The 22,106-nt window shown below is 31.3% G+C and carries 21 protein-coding genes and 1 riboswitch; of the genes, 15 read left to right on the top strand and 6 right to left on the bottom strand.

The genetic code is table 11. The annotated features are described in order from the left end of the window. Window positions 1-189: 189 nt before the first annotated feature. Window positions 190-1,839, top strand: a complete 1,650-nt coding sequence (locus CD032_RS04715; protein WP_040030039.1) for a glycoside hydrolase family 13 protein — start codon at window positions 190-192, stop codon at window positions 1,837-1,839. A gap of 118 nt (window positions 1,840-1,957) precedes the next feature. Here the strand turns inward: CD032_RS04715 and CD032_RS04710 are convergent, their stop codons facing one another. Both CD032_RS04710 and zwf read right to left on the bottom strand, forming a co-directional pair. Continuing rightward, a complete protein-coding gene (locus tag CD032_RS04710) occupies window positions 1,958-2,827 on the bottom strand; it encodes an AraC family transcriptional regulator (protein ID WP_019468367.1) in 870 nt (289 codons plus the stop codon). Between the two features lie 284 nt (window positions 2,828-3,111). Continuing rightward, window positions 3,112-4,596 (bottom strand): glucose-6-phosphate dehydrogenase, encoded by a 1,485-nt coding sequence (gene zwf / locus CD032_RS04705; protein WP_103211230.1) that lies wholly within the window; start codon window positions 4,594-4,596, stop codon window positions 3,112-3,114. Window positions 4,597-4,744: 148 nt separating this feature from the next. Here zwf and rnz point away from each other — a divergent pair, with 148 nt between their 5' ends. Beyond that, window positions 4,745-5,665, top strand: coding sequence for a ribonuclease Z (gene rnz / locus CD032_RS04700; RefSeq protein WP_103211229.1), 921 nt, complete (start codon window positions 4,745-4,747; stop codon window positions 5,663-5,665). 95 nt (window positions 5,666-5,760) lie between these two features. Here rnz and proC read toward each other — a convergent pair whose 3' ends face one another. Next, the gene (gene proC / locus CD032_RS04695; protein WP_019468364.1) at window positions 5,761-6,576 is read right to left on the bottom strand and encodes a pyrroline-5-carboxylate reductase; all 816 of its coding nucleotides are present in this window, start codon (window positions 6,574-6,576) and stop codon (window positions 5,761-5,763) included. A 145-nt stretch (window positions 6,577-6,721) separates the two neighbouring features. Between proC and CD032_RS04690 the strand changes: the two genes are divergently transcribed. Further along, window positions 6,722-7,480, top strand: coding sequence for an SDR family NAD(P)-dependent oxidoreductase (locus tag CD032_RS04690; protein WP_019468363.1), 759 nt, complete (start codon window positions 6,722-6,724; stop codon window positions 7,478-7,480). Between the two features lie 203 nt (window positions 7,481-7,683). Here the strand turns inward: CD032_RS04690 and CD032_RS04685 are convergent, their stop codons facing one another. Further along, window positions 7,684-8,598: an aldo/keto reductase gene (locus CD032_RS04685; protein ID WP_019468362.1), complete on the bottom strand. Its 915-nt coding sequence runs from the start codon at window positions 8,596-8,598 to the stop codon at window positions 7,684-7,686. A 185-nt stretch (window positions 8,599-8,783) separates the two neighbouring features. Here CD032_RS04685 and CD032_RS04680 point away from each other — a divergent pair, with 185 nt between their 5' ends. The 3 genes from CD032_RS04680 to xerD all read left to right on the top strand — a co-directional run bounded on the left by CD032_RS04680 (window position 8,784) and on the right by xerD (window position 10,800). Next, complete coding sequence (locus CD032_RS04680) at window positions 8,784-9,326, top strand: NUDIX hydrolase (protein WP_019468361.1); 543 nt, start codon at window positions 8,784-8,786, stop codon at window positions 9,324-9,326. Between the two features lie 104 nt (window positions 9,327-9,430). After that, entirely contained in the window at window positions 9,431-9,877 is a 447-nt protein-coding gene (gene fur / locus CD032_RS04675) for a ferric iron uptake transcriptional regulator (protein WP_019468360.1), read from the top strand. Between the two features lie 35 nt (window positions 9,878-9,912). Beyond that, window positions 9,913-10,800: a site-specific tyrosine recombinase XerD gene (gene xerD, locus CD032_RS04670; RefSeq protein ID WP_019468359.1), complete on the top strand. Its 888-nt coding sequence runs from the start codon at window positions 9,913-9,915 to the stop codon at window positions 10,798-10,800. A gap of 69 nt (window positions 10,801-10,869) precedes the next feature. On the opposite strand, the gene CD032_RS04665 is transcribed toward xerD, so the two are convergent. After that, on the bottom strand, window positions 10,870-11,376 hold the full coding sequence (locus tag CD032_RS04665; RefSeq protein ID WP_019468358.1) for a DUF309 domain-containing protein: 507 nt from the start codon (window positions 11,374-11,376) through the stop codon (window positions 10,870-10,872). A 91-nt stretch (window positions 11,377-11,467) separates the two neighbouring features. On the opposite strand from CD032_RS04665, the gene CD032_RS04660 reads away from it, so the two are divergent. The 6 genes from CD032_RS04660 to CD032_RS04635 all read left to right on the top strand — a co-directional run bounded on the left by CD032_RS04660 (window position 11,468) and on the right by CD032_RS04635 (window position 17,045). Further along, window positions 11,468-12,202 carry a segregation and condensation protein A gene (locus tag CD032_RS04660; protein ID WP_019468357.1) on the top strand — a complete coding sequence of 245 codons (735 nt, stop codon included), beginning with the start codon at window positions 11,468-11,470 and terminating at the stop codon, window positions 12,200-12,202. Further along, window positions 12,186-12,734, top strand: coding sequence for an SMC-Scp complex subunit ScpB (scpB, locus tag CD032_RS04655; protein ID WP_019468356.1), 549 nt, complete (start codon window positions 12,186-12,188; stop codon window positions 12,732-12,734). The genes CD032_RS04660 and scpB overlap by 17 nt, the downstream gene beginning before the upstream one ends. Next, window positions 12,727-13,464, top strand: a complete 738-nt coding sequence (locus tag CD032_RS04650; protein ID WP_019468355.1) for a pseudouridine synthase — start codon at window positions 12,727-12,729, stop codon at window positions 13,462-13,464. Before scpB ends, CD032_RS04650 begins: the two co-directional genes overlap by 8 nt. A gap of 135 nt (window positions 13,465-13,599) precedes the next feature. Then, window positions 13,600-14,325 carry a response regulator gene (locus tag CD032_RS04645; protein ID WP_019468354.1) on the top strand — a complete coding sequence of 242 codons (726 nt, stop codon included), beginning with the start codon at window positions 13,600-13,602 and terminating at the stop codon, window positions 14,323-14,325. Beyond that, a complete protein-coding gene (locus CD032_RS04640) occupies window positions 14,309-16,081 on the top strand; it encodes an ATP-binding protein (RefSeq protein WP_103211228.1) in 1,773 nt (590 codons plus the stop codon). The genes CD032_RS04645 and CD032_RS04640 overlap by 17 nt, the downstream gene beginning before the upstream one ends. A gap of 218 nt (window positions 16,082-16,299) precedes the next feature. Continuing rightward, window positions 16,300-16,436: riboswitch (FMN riboswitch) on the top strand. A 63-nt stretch (window positions 16,437-16,499) separates the two neighbouring features. Continuing rightward, window positions 16,500-17,045 carry an ECF transporter S component gene (locus CD032_RS04635; RefSeq protein ID WP_019468352.1) on the top strand — a complete coding sequence of 182 codons (546 nt, stop codon included), beginning with the start codon at window positions 16,500-16,502 and terminating at the stop codon, window positions 17,043-17,045. 505 nt (window positions 17,046-17,550) lie between these two features. On the opposite strand, the gene CD032_RS04630 is transcribed toward CD032_RS04635, so the two are convergent. Then, a complete protein-coding gene (locus tag CD032_RS04630; RefSeq protein ID WP_019468351.1) occupies window positions 17,551-17,799 on the bottom strand; it encodes a ferredoxin in 249 nt (82 codons plus the stop codon). A 109-nt stretch (window positions 17,800-17,908) separates the two neighbouring features. Here CD032_RS04630 and CD032_RS04625 point away from each other — a divergent pair, with 109 nt between their 5' ends. The 3 genes from CD032_RS04625 (at window position 17,909) to ebpS (ending at window position 22,013) form a co-directional block, all read left to right on the top strand. Continuing rightward, window positions 17,909-18,874 carry a helix-turn-helix domain-containing protein gene (locus CD032_RS04625; protein WP_019468350.1) on the top strand — a complete coding sequence of 322 codons (966 nt, stop codon included), beginning with the start codon at window positions 17,909-17,911 and terminating at the stop codon, window positions 18,872-18,874. Beyond that, complete coding sequence (locus CD032_RS04620) at window positions 18,861-20,240, top strand: RecQ family ATP-dependent DNA helicase (RefSeq protein WP_019468349.1); 1,380 nt, start codon at window positions 18,861-18,863, stop codon at window positions 20,238-20,240. The genes CD032_RS04625 and CD032_RS04620 overlap by 14 nt, the downstream gene beginning before the upstream one ends. A 147-nt stretch (window positions 20,241-20,387) precedes the next feature. Next, window positions 20,388-22,013, top strand: coding sequence for an elastin-binding protein EbpS (gene ebpS / locus CD032_RS04615; protein WP_103211227.1), 1,626 nt, complete (start codon window positions 20,388-20,390; stop codon window positions 22,011-22,013). The last annotated feature ends 93 nt before the right edge of the window (window positions 22,014-22,106 follow it).

Below are 22,106 nucleotides of genomic sequence, written 5' to 3'. Positions count from 1 at the left end.
TACATTAATTAATCTATTAATATATATGATTAAGTCTATTATATTTAATATTGTATTAAGCTATGACTGTTTAAACATTGGTACTATTTTTCATACTATATTTATATGGCACGCTAGTTCATAGTTAAATTTTCAGATATAAATATTGATAGGATTTAACAAATTTAATACCTTTATAGGGGGATTTATATGAAAAGGGAATGGTGGAAAGAAGCAATCGCTTATCAAGTTTATCCAAGAAGCTTTAATGATACTAATAGCGATGGTATCGGAGATTTAAAAGGTGTGATAGAAAAGTTAGATTACTTAAATGATTTAGGAATTGATGTTATTTGGCTTAGCCCAATGTATAAATCGCCAAATGATGATAATGGCTATGATATAAGCGACTATAAAGATATCATGAATGAGTTTGGAACCATGGAGGATTTTGATCAATTATTAAATGAAATACATCAAAGAGATATGAAGTTAATACTAGATTTAGTCGTTAATCATACATCAGACGAACATCCATGGTTTATAGAATCGAAATCCAGTAAAGATAATCCTAAACGCGACTGGTACATTTGGAAAGATCCGAAACCAGATGGATCGGAACCAAATAATTGGGAAAGTATATTTAATGGATCTACATGGGAATTTGATGAACAAACAGGTCAATATTATTTTCATTTATTCAGTAAAAAGCAACCAGATTTAAACTGGGAAAACCAAGAAGTTAGAAATGCTGTTTTTGAAATGATGAATTGGTGGTTTAATAAAGGTATAGATGGTTTTAGAGTAGATGCTATAACACATATTAAAAAAACATTTGAAGCTGGTGACTTAAAACTACCAGAAGGAAAAGATTATGCACCAGCTTTTGAAGTAGATATGAATCAGCCTGGCATACAAACTTGGTTACAAGAAATGAAAGATAAATCTTTAAGTCATTATGATATTATGACCGTAGGAGAGGCAAATGGTGTTAGTCCAGAAAACGCTGAACCTTGGGTAGGTGAGACAACTGGCAAATTCAATATGATTTTTCAGTTTGAACATTTAAGCTTGTGGAATTCAGGCGACGTTAAATTTGACGTCAAAGCCTATAAAAATGTACTCAATGAATGGCAAAAAAAACTTGAAAATGTTGGATGGAATGCATTGTTTATTGAAAATCATGACCAGCCAAGACGTGTGTCAACTTGGGGGGATGATACGCATTATTGGTTTGAATCTGCAACAAGTCATGCAGTCGTATATTTTTTACAGCAAGGTACACCATTTATCTATCAAGGTCAAGAAATTGGTATGACCAATTATCCTTTTGATGATATTGAAACCTTTAATGATGTTGCAGTGGTCAATGAATACAAAATTGTCAAACAACAAGGTGGCGATGTCTCAAAACTATTAGATAAACATAAAAAAGAAAATAGAGATAATTCTAGAACACCTATGCAGTGGAACAGTTCTAACTTTGCAGGATTTTCAGATGTAACGCCTTGGTTTCCTGTAAATCCAAACTACAAAAACATTAACGTTGCACATCAACAAAAAGATCCAGATTCAATATTAAATTTCTATAAAGCTTTAATAAAGTTAAAAAAATCTCATGATGTTTTTACATATGGTGAATTTAATTTGGTTGATTCAAAAAATAACCAAATATTTGCATATACACGAGAATTAAATGATCAATATGTACTAATTGTTGGTAATTTAACAAATAAAAAAGCTGAATTATCCTTTGATGCAAGTTTCCTGGAAGAAAACATATTACTACATAACTACAAAGATAGTACGATTGATTTTGAAAATATCCAACCATACGAAGCATTTGTAATTAAACTTTAGAATCTATTATCTAGTAATTAGGATAATGATTAACAAACAAAAATATAGCGAGTAAGCAACTTATATAAAAATATGTTTGCTTGCTCGCTATATATTATTTAAGTGTATTTTCATGTTTTTATTCTAATATGTCATATTGTTCTTGATCAACAGGCATCCATAATTGAACTTTAGTGAATGGATCATCGAATAAAATGTCAAATGGATAAACTTCAACGTACAAACTATTATGCTCATAGGGTAAAGTCATTTGAAGGCTGGTCTCTATATAATACCAAGCTTCATTGACTACATAATCCATCTCACCTTGTAAATTAAATTTAGCATATTGTCTTTCAGGTAAGAAACGACTTTCAAGGTGCGCAGGATATCTTTCACTCGGTACGCCTACAAAAATTTCCATTCCATTATCAAGCGGACAATTAACCACAAAGAGTTCATGTGGACTTGTATCATTATATCGTTGTAATTCTTTAATTTTATCGTCAATTAATAAATCCTCTAAAAAATCAGGCACTTTAAAAGGGTTATCAATTTCCTCTGAATTTAAGAACTTAGCAAAACCTACTAAAGACAAACCTTGTGTATCTTCCAAACGGTACGCATAAGGGGCCCGTTCTGTAGTAGTAAGTTTAATATAAAGCCTTGATTGCAATTTTAATTCGTCTCTTTTTGTATTGACTTGAATAGGAGAAACACCATGGAAATCACTAAAATCATTAGCAAAATCATTTGCGTCTTTATAGCTATACTTTTTTGCAACATCTACCAAGCGAGCTGAGCCACTTAAAATGTCTTGTGCTGCTAAAGTCAATCTTCTTGACCTTGCATATTCTGTTGGTGATTGACCTACAATCATTTTAAATGATTGGTCAATATGAAATGGTGAAAGACCAACGTAATCACTAAGTGCTTGCAAATATAGAGGCTCTAGCAAATGATCTTCAATATATACAATTGCCTGTTGGATTTGCTTGATAACGTCCAAAACTTTCACTCCTAAATGATAACGAAATACAAATGATTATGTACCTCGTCGCTACTTTTCTATACACAATGTTATGAATCATTGTTGATTAATTCTATTTTACATCATTTTCATGTGACTTACATCTCAAAAATATTAAATAGGGTAAAATGTAAACATCCTAAATTTGTATATGAATGATTTAATCAATAGTCTAAATCATAACACAAATAAGGTATAATAAAAAAGCAACAACACAAGCTCAAATTGAAACTTGTATCATTGCCTTATTTTTAAAAAATTATTTAATGAATATCGTCCCACCAGTGGAAACCATCTCTACTTAATAGTAAATCACTCGCTAATGGGCCGTTTGTTCCAGCCGTATAATTAGGGAATTCGGGTTCATTTTGGTTCCACTCTTCTTGTATTGCATCAACAAATTTCCAAGTTGATTTTAATTCTTCCCAATGCGTAAAGTTAGTTGCATCTCCATTTAAACAGTCAAATAATAAATTTTCATAAGCATCCACTGTGTTCATTTTATCTTGTGCACTCATTGCATATGATAGTTGAACTGGTTCAGTTTCAATGCCTTGTACATTCTTTTTAGCATTTAAGTGTAAAGAAACACCTTCATTTGGTTGGATATTAATAACTAATAGGTTGGAATCTAGTTTTTTATCTGTTTTATAGTATAGATTCATTGGAACTTCTTTAAATTCAACGACTACTTGTATCGTTTTACTCTTCATTCGTTTACCAGTTCTTATGTAGAACGGTACGCCAGCCCATCTAAAATTATCAATGGTTAGTTTACCAGAAACAAAAGTTGGCGTTGTGGAATCTTCTGCAACACGATCCTCATCTCTATATCTTTTAACTTGCTGTCCTTCTATGATACCTTCATCATATTGACCACGAACAAAGTTTTGACGAACTTCTTCAGGTTCTAATTTACGCAATGATTTTAAAGCCTTAACTTTTTCTGCTCTGATATCTTCACTATTTAAACTGATAGGTGCTTCCATTGCTAGCAAAGCAACCATTTGCAGCATATGGTTTTGAACCATATCTTTTAATGCACCACTAGATTCGTAGTAGCCACCTCTGTCTTCGACTCCAAGCACTTCCGATGAAGTAACTTGAATATTTGAAATATATTTGTTATTCCATAATGGTTCAAACATTGCATTAGCAAAACGAAGTACTTCAATATTTTGCACCATATCTTTACCAAGATAGTGGTCAATACGGTAAATTTCTTCTTCCTTAAATGAACGACGTAGTTGTTCATTTAATTTTTCAGCAGATTCTAAATCTGAACCAAATGGTTTTTCAATAACTAAACGTTTGAAACCACTTGTATCTGTTAATCCAGAAGATTTTAAATAATCAGATATAACACCAAAGAAATTCGGAGCCATAGCTAAATAAAAGAGTCTATTACCTTGTAATTGGAAATCGTGATCTAATTTATTGCTGAATTCTAATAGTGATTGATAACTTGCTTCATCACTTACATCGTGTTTGTGATAAAATACGTGTTCCATAAACTTATCTAGGTGTTTAGTATCTTTAACGTGTTCTTGAATTGACAACTTCACTTGACTACGGAAATCATCGTTTGTTAAGTCTCTTCTACCAATTCCAACAATTGCAATGTGCTCATTCAAATTTTCTTGTTGGTATAAATGGAATAATGATGGAAATAATTTTCTGTGACTAAGATCACCAGTTGCTCCAAAAATTGTAATTAAGCATGGGATATCTTTATTTCTAGTATTCAAGATCAAAACCTCAATTCTTTATTAAATCTGTATTTATTATAGACCAATACACCAGTATCTTCCCACAATTTTGCTTGTGATATCATATTTTATTATATTTTTATTACTTTTATATGATAAAATATGAACAAGAAGAGGAGGCATATGCATGGAAATTACGTTTTTTGGGACAAGTGCTGGTCTGCCAACTAAAGAAAGAAATACCCAAGCGATTGCATTAAATTTGGAACCATACTCCAATAGCATTTGGCTTTTTGATGTTGGTGAAGGCACACAGCATCAAATATTACACCATTCAATCAAATTAGGAAAAGTAAATCACATTTTTATTACGCATATGCATGGTGATCATATATTTGGTTTACCTGGGTTACTCACAAGTCGATCTTTTCAAGGGGGCGAAGATAAGCCTCTTACTATTATTGGCCCAAAAGGTATTAAGTCATATATAGAAACTACTTTAACTTTATCAGAATCAAAATTAAATTATCCAATCACTTATATTGAAATAGAGGAACAACTTTCTTATCATCATAATGGATTTAATGTTGAAGCACATATGCTAAATCATGGTATTCCTTCATTTGGATATAGGGTAGAAGCGCCATATAAATCTGGTAAAATCAATGTTGAAGCGCTCAGAAACATTGGGTTAGAACCAGGACCTAAATATCAAGATGTAAAAAACAATGAAACATTCGAATACAAAGGTGAGATTTATAACTCTAAAGATTTTAAAGATGATGCAATTAAAGGTCCAGTCGTAGCAATTTTTGGAGATACTATGCCTTGTAAAAATGAAATGATAATTGCACGTGATGCAAATATCATGGTACATGAAAGTACATATATAGAAGGAGATAAATCATTAGCTAATAGCTATCACCATAGCCATATTGATGACGTTTTTGAATTGATGAGAGAAGCAAATGTTGACTATAGTTTAATAACACATATCAGCAATCGTTATACTAAAGAAGAGGTGTGCGATATTAGTAAATCGCTTAAAGCTTTGAGTAATACGCCACCATTTAGTTTTGTCAGTGATTTTGATTCTTGGCAATTTTAAAAAATGAAAAGCGGGACAGTTTTCTAAAAATTGTAGTATTTTACAATTTAGATGACTGTCCCACTTTTTTATAACAATTTTAGGTTTTTTAAATTTTAATCATTATCTTGGTTAGATAATTCAATACTTCTATTTACTGCAGAGCGTAAACAATCTTCGAAAATTGCTTCTATATCATGCTCTGCAAGTGCATTAAGGCCTGCCTGTGTTGTACCGCCTTTAGAAGTAATATTTTTTCTTAACTGTTCCATACTCAATTCTGAACGTTCTATCATTTTACTCGTCCCTATGATTAAATTCCGAATTGATTCTTCTACCTGTGATTTTTCCAAACCTAAACGTGTGCCTGCTGTGACATATTGTTCAAAGACATGGTATAAAAAAGCTGGACCGCTTCCAGTAATTGCTGTAACTTGATGCAAATTATCTTCTGAAACTTCTATCGCAGATCCAAATGCATTTATTAAATTATCAACTTCTTCTTTTGACTTAGCGCCAAAATTATTGGAAAAGCTAATACCAGTAACTGAATGTCCAACATGAGCATTTGTGTTTGGCATGATACGCGCAATTGGGTTGTTAGAAGCCAATTTTTCACGAATATAGTTTATCGGTAAACCAGCCATAATAGAAATGAATTTATTCTTTTCTGCAATATATGGCTTAATACGCTCTGCTAAATCATCAAAATCATAAGGTTTCGTTCCTAAGAATACATAATCTGCATCTTTTAACAATGCTGCATCATCATAGCTATAATTAACACCTAACTCGTCAGCATATTCTTTTAATGCAACTTCATTTGAACGATTCGTTAAATAAATATTATTAGAATCAATCACTTTAGAACTAACAATACCTGTAAAAATTGCATGCGCCATATTTCCGGCACCATAAAATACTAGTTTCATGTGAAGACTTCACTTCCTCTTTGTTTTTTATGTTTCCATACTAACATAGATTTAAATGATGGCTAAGAATTTTTAAAGACCTGTGGCAAAATATCGTTTACACTCATATACTTGAACTATGAATTTAAAGCAAGGAGAATTTACTATGATAGGTAAACATTTTGTATTAACTGGTGGTACAAGTGGATTAGGTAAAGCCATATTAAAAGCATTATTATCTAAAAGAGCATATGTTACAGTACTTGCCCGAAATCCGGATAAATTAAAACAATTCGCAACACAATATGATGCGGAACATCTAAATATCATTAAATGCGATTTACAATCACAACAAGAAATCATTGATTTAAAAGAATACTTTCAACACCATACTATTGATGGACTTATATACAGTTCTGGCCTTGGGTATTTTAAATCTATTGAAGACCATACATTTGTAGAAATGCTTGAAACATATAAATTAAATGTGCTTCATTTCAATATATTAATGAAAGTTCTACAACCGGCATTCTCAAAAACTCCAATAATAGTAGGTATAGGTAGCCAAGCTGCCTTTATAAGTCAAGGTTATGCTGCACATTATGGTGCAAGTAAAGCAGCTTTTAACCAATTATTAAATGCACTGCGTATTGAGAAACCAAATTATCATATTATGACTGTTAATACTGGGCCAATAGCGACACCATTTCATGAAAAAGCAGATCCATCTATGAAATTTGCCAAAAAATACAGTGACATGATGCTTGACCCTGAAAAATTAGCAAACCAAATTATCAATGGTATAATTGAGAAAAAATTAGAAATTAATCAACCTAGATGGATGCATCATTTATTAAAAATTTATCAATTGATGCCACGGTTTATAGAAAAAAACTTCACTTCATTATTTAAGAACAAAGGTTAGCATTTATTCAAAGTTGGGTAATAATCATTTTGACTATAGCATTAAAATAGAAGATAACAATGTCATGGGTTATGAAGCTTTTTAAACAAAAAACGTCAATTTCTATAAAATCATAAGAGAAATTGACGTTTTTGCTTTGATTGAAGTTATTTATATTGTCATCTTTGCTCAGACATACATGTTTTAGGACAACGAAAAGAGATTTATTTTAAATGTTGGGTATATTCTAAATTTTTCACTCGATCTTGCGCTGCTTTTAATGCTTCTAAACTTATGTCTTTTGAATGTTGATAATTTTTTACATTTTCATCTAGTTGATCCGTACTACTTGCACCTACAATGATAGAACCTAATGCATCATGAGAAGTTAAATAATTAAAAGTAAGTGCAGATAAATTACTTTCAATTTCTTTAATTGATGCAATTGTTTCTCCAAGTTCTTGATAACTATAATCAAAAATACCATCACTAAATTTTGAATCTAACGTATTATTACTTTTAGCAGTTAATAATCCTTTAAATACTGGACCACGTGCTAGTACTTTAACTTTTTTAGCATGCACATCATCTAAAAGTTGTTCTGGTCTGTTATCAATTAAGTTAAATTGAGACATTAGCGTTTCGATATCGCTATGTTTTAAATAGTAATCAATCACGTTAGGTCTGATTGAAGAAATACCATAAGCACGGATAATGCCTTCTTTCTTTAATTCATCGAAAGCACTAATTGTTTCATCAATTGGATCATCAATCGTACCACCATGTAACTGGTATAAATCTAAATGATCTAACCCAAGTCTTTTCAATGAGCCTTTCACTGCTTCTTTAATATAAGATTTAGAAGGATCCCATGTTGTAGAACCATCTTCCGTTAAACGATTTCCTACTTTTGTACCAATGATAATATCATCTCTATTTTGGTATTTCTTTAAAGTCTCACCAACAATTGTCTCGTTTACACCTTTATCGTACATATCAGCTGTATCAAAATAAGTGATACCATGTTCAATTGCACGTTCTATGATAGGCTCTGCTTGCTTTTTATTTGTCCCGAGACTCATACAACCTAAACCTAACTCTGAAATTTCTATACCGCTTTTCAAAACATTTTTTTGCATGTTTTATCTCCTTTCGATACACTTGAATAATGGGGTGTAGACGTAATAAAGTAAGTTGGATATTCAATATTAACTATCTATACATAGCAAAAATGAAACATGTATATGTTCCTCGCTATTCCCATAATAACTAATGAGTACATCTTAACAATATCTTAAACCAATTAAAAGGACTGTGATTATTTATGAACCTATTTGAAAAGACTTTACATAGTACTTCTATTTATAAAGGGGCAATCATTGATTTAGAAGTCCACGATGTTGAACTACCCGATGGACAAACTTCTAAACGTGAATTGATATACCATAATGGTGCTGTCGCTGTTTGTCCAATTACACCTGAAAATAAAGTGATATTAGTGAAACAATTTCGTAAGGCTTGTGAAAAACCACTTTTAGAAATACCCGCAGGCAAATTGGAACAAGGAGAAGAACGAATTTCAGCTGCCAAACGTGAACTTGAAGAAGAAACAGGTTATATTGCTGATGAATTAGAACATATTACGGAAATGTATGGTTCTCCAGGTTTCTCAAATGAAAAAATATCAATTTATATAGCTGAAAATTTAACAAAAGGTAAAATGCAATTAGATGAAGATGAATTTTTAGAATTAGCATATTATGATATGAATGAAATTAAAACATTATTAGACAATAAAGAATTAGAAGACGCAAAAACTATAATTGCTTTACAACATTTATTACTTAATTATAATCATTATAAATAAGATACGAGAATACTTGCGAATTTTATCAATTATTGGTATTTTATATATATATATCATAACTAAATTAAAATGATTATAATTATTAGTAGGGGAGTGAGGCTTCCGTGGAAGAACGATTAAATCGCGTGAAGCAACAATTACAGCAATCATCTTATAAATTGACGCCACAACGTGAGGCAACTTTAAGAGTTTTAATTGAAAATGAAAAAGACCATTTAAGTGCAGAAGATGTTTATTTGAAAGTTAAAGACAAAGCACCTGAAATTGGACTTGCAACTGTATATCGTACTTTAGAATTGCTAGCAGAATTAAAAGTGGTCGATAAAATAAATTTCGGCGATGGTGTTGCTCGATTTGATTTGAGAAAAGAAGGAGCAAAACATTTTCATCACCATCTTGTTTGTATGGAATGCGGTAAAGTAGAAGAAATCGAAGAAGACTTATTACCTCGTGTAGAAGAAAGAGTTGAAAATGAATTCGAATTTAAAATATTAGACCACCGTTTAACATTCCATGGTATTTGTGCGTCATGCCAAGCAAAAGGGAAATAAATTTAAAAATACTATTTCAGAATAGAGGTAGTACAGTGAAAAATATTATAGATGAATATTTGAAATTTATACAATTAGAAAAAGGGTTAAGTGTAAATACAATTGGTGCATATCGAAGAGATTTAAAAAAATATGATGAATTTTTAACATCACACAAAATTAGTCATATTGATTTTGTGGATAGACAACTCATTCAAGAGTGTTTGGGTCACTTACATGATGAAGGTGCATCTTCAAAATCATTAGCTCGCTTCATTTCTACTATTCGCAGTTTTCATCAGTTTGCATTAAGAGAAAAATATGCAGCAAAAGACCCAACGGTATTAATAGAAACACCTAAATATGATCGTAAATTACCAGATGTTTTAGAAATAGATGAAGTACTTAGACTATTAGAGACACCTGATTTATCCAAAAACAACGGTTATAGAGATCGCACAATGTTAGAATTACTTTATGCTACCGGAATGCGTGTATCAGAACTGATTCAGATTGAATTAGAAGACGTTAATTTAATTATGGGCTTTATACGTGTTTTTGGTAAAGGAAATAAAGAAAGAATTGTACCATTAGGTGATACAGTAATTGAATACTTAAACACTTATTTAGAAACGGTAAGACCACAATTATTAAAAAATACGGTTACTGACACATTATTTTTAAACATGCATGGTAAACCTTTATCGAGACAAGCGATATGGAAAATGATTAAACAAAATGGTATCAAAGCAAATATAATAAAAACTTTAACACCACATACATTAAGACATTCATTTGCTACCCATTTACTTGAAAACGGAGCAGATTTACGTGCAGTTCAAGAAATGCTCGGTCATTCTGATATATCTACAACACAATTGTATACACACGTTTCGAAATCACAAATTCGTAAGATGTATAACGAATTTCATCCAAGAGCATAAACACAGACTAGTTTATTCGATTGAATAACTGGACTGTGTTTTTTTATTGATGCCATAAATCATAAGTGTTTATACTGATCTATTTCGCGCTTGTAATGCACGTTTCCTCGCCGCTTCAACTTCAGTTCTATCCCTTTTTAAATGGTGATCTATGATATAGTCATCTTCAATTTTATAATATGTCATCACATAATTCGGGTACTGTTCTAATATAATTTGTTCCATTGTATCTGTTAAAGGTAGATGAAATGGCTCAAAAGATTGCTCTTTTTTTGTAGCTTTAATTAATTCGACTAACAGCCTTTTATACGCTTGTATATCAAGTCCAATATTAATCGCTGAATCATAGTTTTCAATAACTCTTAATGCCTTATTAAAAGATTTGTGGGCGCCTACATAATTATGTCTACGGTAATGATAAGATCCAGTTGCAATCAATATAAGGCTCACAACAGCATCATCCTTATTGTAATTTGGTTTGGTTTTCCAAGCTTCTTCTAAAATATCGTGACAAAGAAAATAATGTTGCTTTGTATGAAATTGAAAATAAAAATCTTTTAGTGCATTTTTCAACATGAATATCGCTCCGATTTTAAATGTTTATAATAAACATGCTATAATAATTTAGTGAATTACGCACTTAACTTGCTAATATGAGGTAGATAAAATGTATGAAGTAAAACTCGATGCCTTTAATGGTCCTTTAGATTTATTATTGCATCTTATTCAAAAATTTGAAATTGATATTTATGATATACCAATGAAATCTTTAACAGAACAGTATATGCAATATATACATGCGATGAGTCAATTAGAAATTAATGTGGCAAGTGAATATTTAGTTATGGCTTCAGAATTACTTATGATAAAAAGCAAAATGCTATTGCCTCATTCAGAAGAAATTGACGATTTAGATGATGATCCGCGTGAAAATTTGGTTGAGAGATTAATTGAATATCAAAACTATAAAGAATACACAGTGCTCTTAAACGAAAAAAGGGCGGAAAGAGAAAAGTATTATTCTAAGCATCCAACAGATTTAACGCACTTAGAATCAAATGAAACTTGGGACCCTAATAATACGATTGATTTAACAGAGTTAATCATAGCTTACCAAAAAGTGAAAAATCGTGTTGAATATCAAACACCTAAATCTGTTGATATTCGAAAAGAAACGTTTACAATTCAACAAGCTACTACACAAGTAACTCAACGTTTACAAAAGCATGAATCCTTCAACTTTTTTAGTTTATTCAATTTTACTGAACCATTGGAAATGGTTGTTACTCATTTTCTTGCAATACTAGAAATGTCTAAATCTGGAATAGTAAATATTGAACAACAAAAAAGCTTTGACGATATTAATATTTTAAGAGGAGTTAATTATGGCATTGAACGATAAAGGAATCCTGGAAGCATTACTTTATACTGCAGGTGATGAAGGACTTGAAGAAAAACAAATTCTAGAAATTTTAGACATTGACCAAGATCGTTTTCATACATTAATAAAAGAATATGACGCTTGTGGCTTAGAAATCCAACATTATGGGGAACATTATGTCTTAACAACTAAAAAAGACGCGTCAGAATACATTGAGAAGTTAATAGAACAAAAATCTAAAATGAAATTATCACAAGCAGCAATGGAAGCTTTATCGATAATAGCATATAATCAGCCATTATCTCGAAGTGATATCGAAATGATTAGAGGCATTAATTCTGACGGAGCAGTCAAAACTCTGATAGCACGTGGTTTAATTGAAGCTAAAGATGAGGAAGATTCCAGAAGTCAACAATTATATACAACAGCATTATTTTTAAATGTATTTGGTATTGAACAATTAGATGATTTACCAACTACCGATGAAGAAGACGAAGAAATAGAAGCTTTCTTTAGTAATTTAGTAAATCAAAAAGGAGATAATAATGAATAAAGAAACAGAAAGATTACAAAAACGTATCGCAAATAGTGGTTATACATCAAGACGTAAAGCTGAAACATTAATTACAGAAGGTAAAGTAAAAGTAAATGGTGAAATTGAAACAGAATTAGGTACTAAAGTTAAACCGACAGATATGGTAGAAGTTGAAGGAATTAAATTAGAACAAGAAGATAAACTATATATTCTTTTCTATAAACCTTCGCAAGTTATCACTAGCGTATCAGATGACAAAGGTAGAAAGGTCGTTACGGATTATTTTAAACAAATTAAGACAAGGATTTATCCAGTCGGTCGTTTAGATTATGATACATCAGGGTTACTTTTACTTACTAACGATGGTGAGTTCACTAACTTAATGACACACCCTCGTTATAAAATCAAAAAGAAATATGTAGTTAAATTAAAAGGTTACCTTATGCGTGAAGAAGTTAAAGCATTAGAACAAGGTGTTAATTTAGAAGATGGAAAAACACAACCTGCGACAGTTAAAATTAAAAATCAAGATAAAGATAAAAACACTACACTTGTTGAAATTACAATAACTGAAGGTCGCAATAGACAAGTCAGACGCATGTTTGAACACTTTGGTCATCAAGTATCAAAATTACAGCGTATAGAATTTGGCCCTTTAAACCTAAAAGGACTCAATGCAGGTGAAGGTCGCGTACTTACACCTCATGAAGTAAAAACGTTACGTCAAATTGCAGAACACGGACATTAAATATGACTTTACTTTAACAAAACTTGATATTGATAATTTTTTCACAAACTTTTCATTCATAAACACTTTTATAGCTCAACCTATGATATAATATGGTTGAAATTGAAAGTTAGCAGTGCGGGAGGGTACGAACCTATGGCAAATGAAATACTTATCGTCGATGATGAAGATAGAATCAGACGATTATTGAAATTGTACTTAGAAAGAGAATCTTTTGAAACTCATGAAGCTAGAGACGGACAAGAAGCATACAAAATGGCAATGGAACATGATTATGCATGTATCTTATTAGATTTAATGTTGCCAGAAATGGATGGCATTACTGTCGCATCTAGATTAAGAGAGCAAAAAGAAACACCAATTATTATGTTAACTGCTAAAGGAGAAGAAACAAACCGCGTAGAAGGTTTTGAATCCGGCGCAGATGATTATATTGTAAAACCATTTTCACCACGTGAAGTGGTTTTACGTGTCAAAGCTTTATTAAGAAGAACTCAAGTTGCACATACAGAACAAAGCGAACCACATGCACGAGATTTAATAGAATTTGAACATCTTGTTATTGATAATGACGCACACCGTGTGCTAGCAGATGGCAATCAAGTAAACTTAACTCCAAAAGAATATGAACTTTTAATCTTTTTAGCAAAAACGCCAAATAAAGTCTTTGATCGTGAACAACTTTTAAAAGAAGTATGGCACTATGAATTTTACGGAGATTTGCGTACTGTTGATACACATGTAAAACGTTTAAGAGAGAAATTAAATCGCGTTTCTGATGAAGCTGCCCAAATGATTCAGACTGTTTGGGGCGTTGGCTATAAATTTGAGGTTAAATCTGAAAATGAACCGACTCAATAACGTAGTAGTAAAACTGTGGTTAACTATAATCTTTATAGTAACGACAGTTTTAATTTTATTAAGTGCAGCACTTATAACGTTTATACAATCTTACTTTACGCAAGAAACAGAAGATTCATTACTTGAAGATGCTAAAAGAATAAGTCATTTAGTTGAGAATTCAGATGATAAAGCAACTGCCATAAAACATAGTAAATCTCTCATTGAGGGGCCAGTAGGACTCATCATCATGAACCATAAACATATGGATAGTATTAATAATGATGAAACAAAAGAAAAAATGTTCAAAGAAATAAAAGGTAATAAAAACTATGAAAAAGTGTTCGATCGAGGAAAACAGATATCAGAGCACGTGACAATTGATATGAATAAACAGCAAAAAACTTATGTTTTAATAGGCTATCCATCTAAAAATCTAGAGTCTAGTCCTCATAATAGTAAATATAGTGGTGTTTTTATCTATCAAGATTTGAAAACGATAGAAGATACCAATAATGTGATCACAGTCATTATATTAATTATTGCAATAATCTTTTTATCTATTACAACTGTGTTTGCCTTTTTCTTATCATCACGAATTACAAAACCGCTTAGAAATTTAAGGACACAAGCATTAAAAGTTTCTAAAGGTGACTATGCTCAAGTAGTTCCTGTTAATTCTCGAGATGAAATTGGAGAATTATCACGTGCTTTTAACACGATGAGTTCCGAAATACAACAACATATAGACGCATTATCCTCATCTAAAAATATCAGAGATAGTTTAATAAATTCTATGGTTGAAGGTGTACTTGGCTTTAATGATAAACAAGAAATAATCATATCAAACAAGATGGCACAAAATATTTTGAAAATATTAGATGCTCACGATTTAGAAAAACTTGATCGTCAAAACGAATTAACATTTAAAACCCAACAAACACAATTCGAAGAATACGAAATTAGTACCCGTTATTTTGTCATTATTACAAGTTATATTGAACAAATTCAACCTGATGGTAGAAGTGGTATTGTAGCTATTATTCGTGATATGACCAATGAGCATAATATTGATCAAATGAAAAAAGATTTTATTGCTAATGTATCACATGAATTGCGTACACCTATTTCATTATTACAAGGATATACAGAGTCGATTGTTGATGGTATTGTAACAGAGCCAGACAAAATACATGAATCATTGTCAATTGTACTTGACGAAACAAAGCGTTTAAATCGATTAGTAAATGAATTACTTAATGTTGCACGAATGGATGCCGAAGGACTAACTGTAGAAAAAGTAAAACAACCGATTGATCCGCTGCTAAGTAGAATGCAACAAAAATACCAAAAACAAGCAAATGATTTAAAGTTAACGATGAATTTAAATCCAAATACGCACAATCAATTATGGTATTTCGACACTGATAGAATTGAACAAGTGTTGTCCAATCTTATTGATAATGCAACCAGATATACAGAACCTGGTGATTTAATATCAATTAGTTATGGAGAAACAGAAACTGAAAATATCTTATACATTTCAGACACAGGATCTGGCATTGCTCCAGAACACTTACAACAAGTATTTGATCGTTTTTATAAAGTTGATACCGCTCGTAAACGGGGTAAACAAGGGACTGGTTTAGGACTGTTTATCTGTCGTATGATTATCGATGAACACGGTGGAACGATTGACGTTAAAAGTGAGCTTGGCAAAGGCACTACATTTATAATAAATCTACCAAAACCAACAGATGAACATGAAAACACTTGAGTATCAATTAATTATTATAAAGTAAAATTTAATTCACTTTATAAATATGAATATTTATGAAGTATGCGTGTTCTGAAAAAGGCGAGATAAGAAATCACTATTTTAATATTGATTTCCAATCTCGTCTTTTTTTAAATTAATATCATTTACTTAGAATAGAGCACGACTATTGTTTTTATCTGAGTAATAGGCTATGATATATTTATAAAATTTAAGAAATTCATCTTCGGGGTAGGGTGTAATTCCCAACCGGCAGTAATTTAAGCCTGCGACCCGTTTATCTATTAATGAGATAAATGGCTGATCTAGTGTAAATCTAGAGCCGACAGTATAGTCTGGATGGGAGAAGATGGAGGGTTTTGTTGTGCAATTAAATCCTCCTTTTCTGTGTAAGATGAATGGAAGGAGATAATTGAATATGCAACAACAAACCAAACGACTTATTACAATAAGTATGTTAAGTGCGGTGTCATTTATTTTGATGTTTATCAAATTTCCAATTCCGTTTTTACCGCCGTATTTAACATTAGACTTTAGTGATATTCCAGCTTTATTAGCAACTTTTAGTTTAGGGCCAGTAGCCGGTATTATTATATTATTTATAAAAAATTTACTTAATTTCTTATTTAATATAGGTGATCCAGTGGGTCCCATTGCTAATTTCTTAGCTGGTGCGAGCTTTATTTTAAGTGCTTTTTATATTATTAAAAATAAACATACTGTCAAAACACAAATTATTGGATTTGCTATAGCGACAATTGTCATGACGATTGTCTTGAGTATTTTAAACTATTTTGTTTTATTACCACTATATGGTATGATCATGAACTTAACTAATGTAGTTGAAAATATTAAAATTGTTATAGTTTCAGGTGTTATACCTTTTAACATAATAAAAGGTATCATAATTTCTTTAATATTTATGCTACTATTCAAACGTTTAAAAAAAATTTTACTTAACTAATAGATAAGTACACGTTTTAATCTAAAGATATGAAACAAATAAGTATACAAGACATGAGATTGGCTGAGATAAATTTATTATCTCAGCTTCTTTTGTTATTAAAAGGCTTTGATAAATTTTAAACTTGAAGTTATTAACATTTATCATGTCTCTTTATTTGTTGTGCTTATACGCCTCATTTATATCAATTTTGTAACGTGCTGACGCCGGGGGGAATAGTATGAGTGAGAGACTACAGGATCGCACCATACCCAGGCAAGCAAGCACGCATAAAATCGTAAAATATTAAATAAAAAATGACCAATCCTTTTGTATACGGATTGGTCATTTATTTTGTACATAAGATTTATGTACAAAGCTTTACTCGTTCATTTCAAAATGATAACTTGCATAATGCTTATATTTTCATAATATAAAAGCTCAGCATTTTCATTAATACAATGAATACACTGAGCTTATACAAATTAAATTTTTTCAAAAATGAATATCTATGTGATTAATTTTATTATTCAAATTTTAAAGGGTCGCCGTCAAAAGATTCCTCTTCAATTTTAATAGAATCTGTCGGACAACCTTCTAATGCATCTTCCATGTCTTCATATAATTCTTCTGGTACTTCCGCAGTACCTTGGTTATCATCTAGTATAACGTATGCAATACCTTCATCGTCGTAATCATATATATCAGGGGCAGCAGCACCGCAAGCACCACATGCAATGCATGTATCCATATCAACAATTGTATATTTAGCCAAACTCTTCGCCTCCTTTAACAAACATGCTACACTAATAACACAATTAGTATTGTAGTTACTGTTTTAAATTTTTTCAAATGTTTTTGTTTTATAAAATGAGGGAGCACACATGTATAATTTAATTCACTTTACACGAACGCAAGCACATAATTACAAAACAGAAAAAAGCATATATAATATTATCACAGGCAAAAAGTCCCATCAAACCTTTTTTGACGCCTGTAGCCAACAACTATTATCATTGTATCATAGCTTACCAAACTTAAAATATCCATCATTTGTTGGATATGCTCAAAATGAAACACAAGATGTTGATGATACGCAATTAATTCGTACACATCCAAGGTATACATACGATAGTTTATTAAATACTTTTAAGGCAATTCAATTATTAACTCAAACAATTTCGAATGTAGCTCATGATTCATTTCAATTTGTACCTGTAACCCACAACAGTACAATTCAATATAGAGTAAAAAAAGTATATAACAACTTTAAAAATAAGGACATATCATACAAAATAAATAACGAATTAAACATTTTATTTTCTTCAATTACGGAAAAGAATAATAAAACGTACTTACATTACTATTTACAAGGATATAAAGAAAGTATGTATACAAGACAACAAGTTAGCTTAATAGAAGGCATTTCTCAACAACAATTGTTTGTACTAGAAATGAATGATTTAGTAATAATGATGTTTGAATTAGAAAATGTAACTAAATATCCTATTTTAAGTCAATTGATTATTTTACCTACTTTACTTTTTAAAACAGAAGAAACTTACAAAGGCATAAAAAGAGGACTCAATTTTAAACAATTAGCCAAAATACAAAATGTAAAACCAAACACAATCGAAGATCATATACTAGAATTATTTATTAAAGGATATTTATCACACTACGATACATTTATCTACGAGAAGACGTATACACATTTTTTAAGTTATTATGTAGAAAACCGTAGCGAAAGACTAAGAAACTACAAAGAAAAATTTCCTAAATTAAATTACTTTGAAATAAAACTATTAATCATCGGTTTTGAAAGAGGTGATTTAAATGTTACATCATGAATTAAAAAAATGGTTTGGTTTTGATACATTTAAACCTGGACAACAAGAAATCATAGAACATATATTAAATGATAAAAATACTTTGGGTATATTACCTACTGGTAGCGGAAAAAGTCTATGTTACCAATTACCAACCTATATTAAGCAAAAACCAACGCTCATCATCTCACCATTAATATCTTTAATGGATGATCAAGTCATGCAATTAAAACTTCAAGGTGAGCATTATGTTTCATGTATCCATTCAGGATTAGATGAAAATGAAAAAAAACAAAATATACAATCTTTGCGACATAGTCGCTTCATATTTTTAAGTCCTGAATTTTTGTTGCAACCACATAATTTTAAACTTATACAAAGTTTGGATTTAGGGTTAATTGTTTTAGATGAAGCGCATTGCTTATCTGAATGGGGCTATGATTTCAGACCACACTATGCACTTGTAGGGAAAATCATCAATCATTTTCCTAAAGCAAACATACTTGCTTTGACTGCTACAGCACCACCATATTTAACATACGACCTAAATCACATGTTAAATAAAACATTTACTGTTGTGAAAACAACGACGAATAGAGAAAATATTACATTATCTCACAAAAATTTCGAAGATGATCATGAAAAGTTAAAGTGGTTACTTCCAATGTTAGAACAATCAGGACCAACAATCATATATGTTTCATCTAAAAAAATGTGCCTGACTTTAGCCAAAGCAATTTACCAATATGGCTTTTTAACAGGAATATACCATGGTGATTTAACCTATCAGGAAAGACATACAGTACAACATCAATTTATAAATAATGAAATACCCATTATTGTAGCAACGAGTGCTTTTGGAATGGGAATAAACAAAAAAGATATTCGAACAATCATACATTTTCATTTAGCTACGAGCCCATCAAGTTATATGCAAGAAATTGGACGTGCAGGCCGTGATGGTAAGTCAAGCCAGGCAATCAGTCTTTATCAACCAGATGACAGCTATTTATTAGAAACGTTACTCTTTGCCGATATCATTACTGAAGAAGATGTGAGTGCATTTGAATTAGGTATGTTTTTACCACCTGAAAAAAATGAAATATTAGACGTTCTTAGTAGCTATTATAAAATTGAACAATTACGTGCTATTTTCAAAACAGCTTTTGAACGAAAACAACGAGGTTATTATCGAATGCTAGGCTATAAAAACTTAGATCAATGTCGCAGAGCATATATGATAGAATTTTTCGGTGAAAATTTAACAACTAAACCAACCCAGTGTTGTGATAATGATTCAGAATTAAGCCCAATTCATATAATTAATAGTAAAAAAGTGAAAAGAAAAATGGATTATAAAGAAAAATTACAAAATATATTCAAATAAAAGATAAATGCTTTACTTCACTTTTTCAATCAAGCTATAATACTAGATATACACTAAAGTTTTATTTATTTTTCATATAAAATTTATACATATATACTACCTTTTAGGGTAAAACAGTATATACTAAAATTAAATGACGGAAGGATGATGAATTTGTCTAATAATAATTTCAAAGATGATTTTGAGAAAAATCGTCAATCTATTGATCCAAAAGAACATCATGATGATGTACAGGATTCTGTTAACGATTCCGTTGACAACGTAAAAGAGGAAGTTTCTGATAAAAAAGACGAACAATTCCCTCCTAGAAATGCTCAAAGAAGACAACGTAGAAGAGATACGGCAACACATCAAAATGAAAGAAACCAAACACCTGTTGATGAGAATAATGATACATCAAATCAAATAGATGATGAGCAACAACAAGACACACATTCATCATCTAATACAGATGAAATCAGTAAGAATCAAGACCCTTCAGAAAACAATAATATTAATCAAAACCGAGATGAAAAAGATAGAGATAACGAAACACACAATGACAACCATTCTGAAGATAAAAACGATAACAAAAAAGGTGCTGCCGTAACTGGTGGAACGGCAGCAGCTGGTGCTGGCGCCTATGCTGCTAAAAAACATCATGACAAAAAAGACGAATCTGTTGATTCAAAAGATGATAACACATCAACAAAAGATAAAGAAGAAAGTGGTGCTAGCACAGACGTAGGTGCTACTAATAATAAAGATCAACATACTGAAGAAACTAATACTAAGTCTGAAAAAGATAAAGAGCATAAAGACAACAAGAAAAAAGGTGCTGCCGTAGCTGGCGGAGCAGCCGCGGCTGGTGCAGGAGCCGCAGGAGCTGCAGGAGCAAAAGCTGCACACTCAAATGGCAATGGCTCCGGTGGAAATAACGGCAACGGTAACAATAATAATAATGATGATAACAATAAGAACAAGAAAAAAGGTGCTGCCTTAGCTGGCGGAGCAGCCGCAGCTGGTGCAGGAGCCGCAGGAGCAAAAGCTGCACATTCAAATGGCAACGGCTCTGGTGGAAGTAATGGTAATGGTAACAATAATAACGATAATAATGATGATGATAACAACAAGAAAAAAGGCGGTTTGTTCGGAAAAATATTGCCTATTATAGCAGCAATTTTAATTTTAGCAGCAATCGGAATTTTTGGAGGTATGGCACTAACTGGTAATAATGATGATAGTGGCAGCAACGACGACAAAAAAGTAGCTGATAATAAAGATAAAAATGCTGACTCAGACAAAGACAACAAAAAAGATTCAGACAAAGATGCTGATAGTGATAAAGCAAATAAAAACAATGACGATAGCGCTGAATCAGATAATAATGATAGTTCAAATCAAACTGATTCTAATTCTGATGATGCTGCTACTAGCGATCAAAATCAAGCTACTGAATCAGATCAAAGCAATCAAAGTGATCAAAATGCACAAAGTGGTCAAAACGATCAATCTCAACAAGATAACCAAGCTACGAATCAAGGTAATGATTCAGCAAATCAAGACCAAGCAACTAACAGCCAAAACAATCAACAAAATAATCAACAGAACAATCAATCTTCAAACAACAATTCAGGACAACAAACGCATACTGTAAATGGTCAAAATCTATACAGAATAGCTATCCAATATTATGGAAGTGGTTCTCCTGAAAATGTAGAAAAAATCAGAAAAGCTAATGGTTTACAAGGTAATGATATTCATAATGGACAACAACTAGTTATCCCTCAATAATTATCATTCACATTGTACAAATATAATGAGCTTGAATATCATGTGATATGCTCCCTTCAAAGTAGACACTTAAAAATGTAAACTTTGAAGGGA

Origin of the sequence: Staphylococcus cohnii subsp. cohnii, assembly GCF_002902365.1 — a bacterium.
Lineage (GTDB): Bacteria > Bacillota > Bacilli > Staphylococcales > Staphylococcaceae > Staphylococcus > Staphylococcus cohnii.
Note: the sequence above shows the minus strand (reverse complement) of the source record. Positions and strands in the feature narration are given on the sequence as shown.

Excerpts from the sequence above, each read along its gene's own strand:
- CD032_RS04635 (WP_019468352.1), top strand. The coding sequence starts at position 16,500 with ATGCAACAACAAACCAAACGACTTATTACAATAAGTATGTTAAGTGCG.
- CD032_RS04665 (WP_019468358.1), bottom strand. The coding sequence starts at position 11,376 with ATGTTGAAAAATGCACTAAAAGATTTTTATTTTCAATTTCATACAAAG.
- CD032_RS04715 (WP_040030039.1), top strand. The coding sequence starts at position 190 with ATGAAAAGGGAATGGTGGAAAGAAGCAATCGCTTATCAAGTTTATCCA.
- rnz (WP_103211229.1), top strand. The coding sequence starts at position 4,745 with ATGGAAATTACGTTTTTTGGGACAAGTGCTGGTCTGCCAACTAAAGAA.
- CD032_RS04660 (WP_019468357.1), top strand. The coding sequence starts at position 11,468 with ATGTATGAAGTAAAACTCGATGCCTTTAATGGTCCTTTAGATTTATTA.
- CD032_RS04645 (WP_019468354.1), top strand. The coding sequence starts at position 13,600 with ATGGCAAATGAAATACTTATCGTCGATGATGAAGATAGAATCAGACGA.
- proC (WP_019468364.1), bottom strand. The coding sequence starts at position 6,576 with ATGAAACTAGTATTTTATGGTGCCGGAAATATGGCGCATGCAATTTTT.
- scpB (WP_019468356.1), top strand. The coding sequence starts at position 12,186 with ATGGCATTGAACGATAAAGGAATCCTGGAAGCATTACTTTATACTGCA.
- ebpS (WP_103211227.1), top strand. The coding sequence starts at position 20,388 with ATGAATTTGTCTAATAATAATTTCAAAGATGATTTTGAGAAAAATCGT.
- CD032_RS04650 (WP_019468355.1), top strand. The coding sequence starts at position 12,727 with ATGAATAAAGAAACAGAAAGATTACAAAAACGTATCGCAAATAGTGGT.
- CD032_RS04620 (WP_019468349.1), top strand. The coding sequence starts at position 18,861 with ATGTTACATCATGAATTAAAAAAATGGTTTGGTTTTGATACATTTAAA.
- CD032_RS04690 (WP_019468363.1), top strand. The coding sequence starts at position 6,722 with ATGATAGGTAAACATTTTGTATTAACTGGTGGTACAAGTGGATTAGGT.
- CD032_RS04680 (WP_019468361.1), top strand. The coding sequence starts at position 8,784 with ATGAACCTATTTGAAAAGACTTTACATAGTACTTCTATTTATAAAGGG.
- CD032_RS04625 (WP_019468350.1), top strand. The coding sequence starts at position 17,909 with ATGTATAATTTAATTCACTTTACACGAACGCAAGCACATAATTACAAA.
- CD032_RS04685 (WP_019468362.1), bottom strand. The coding sequence starts at position 8,598 with ATGCAAAAAAATGTTTTGAAAAGCGGTATAGAAATTTCAGAGTTAGGT.
- CD032_RS04640 (WP_103211228.1), top strand. The coding sequence starts at position 14,309 with ATGAACCGACTCAATAACGTAGTAGTAAAACTGTGGTTAACTATAATC.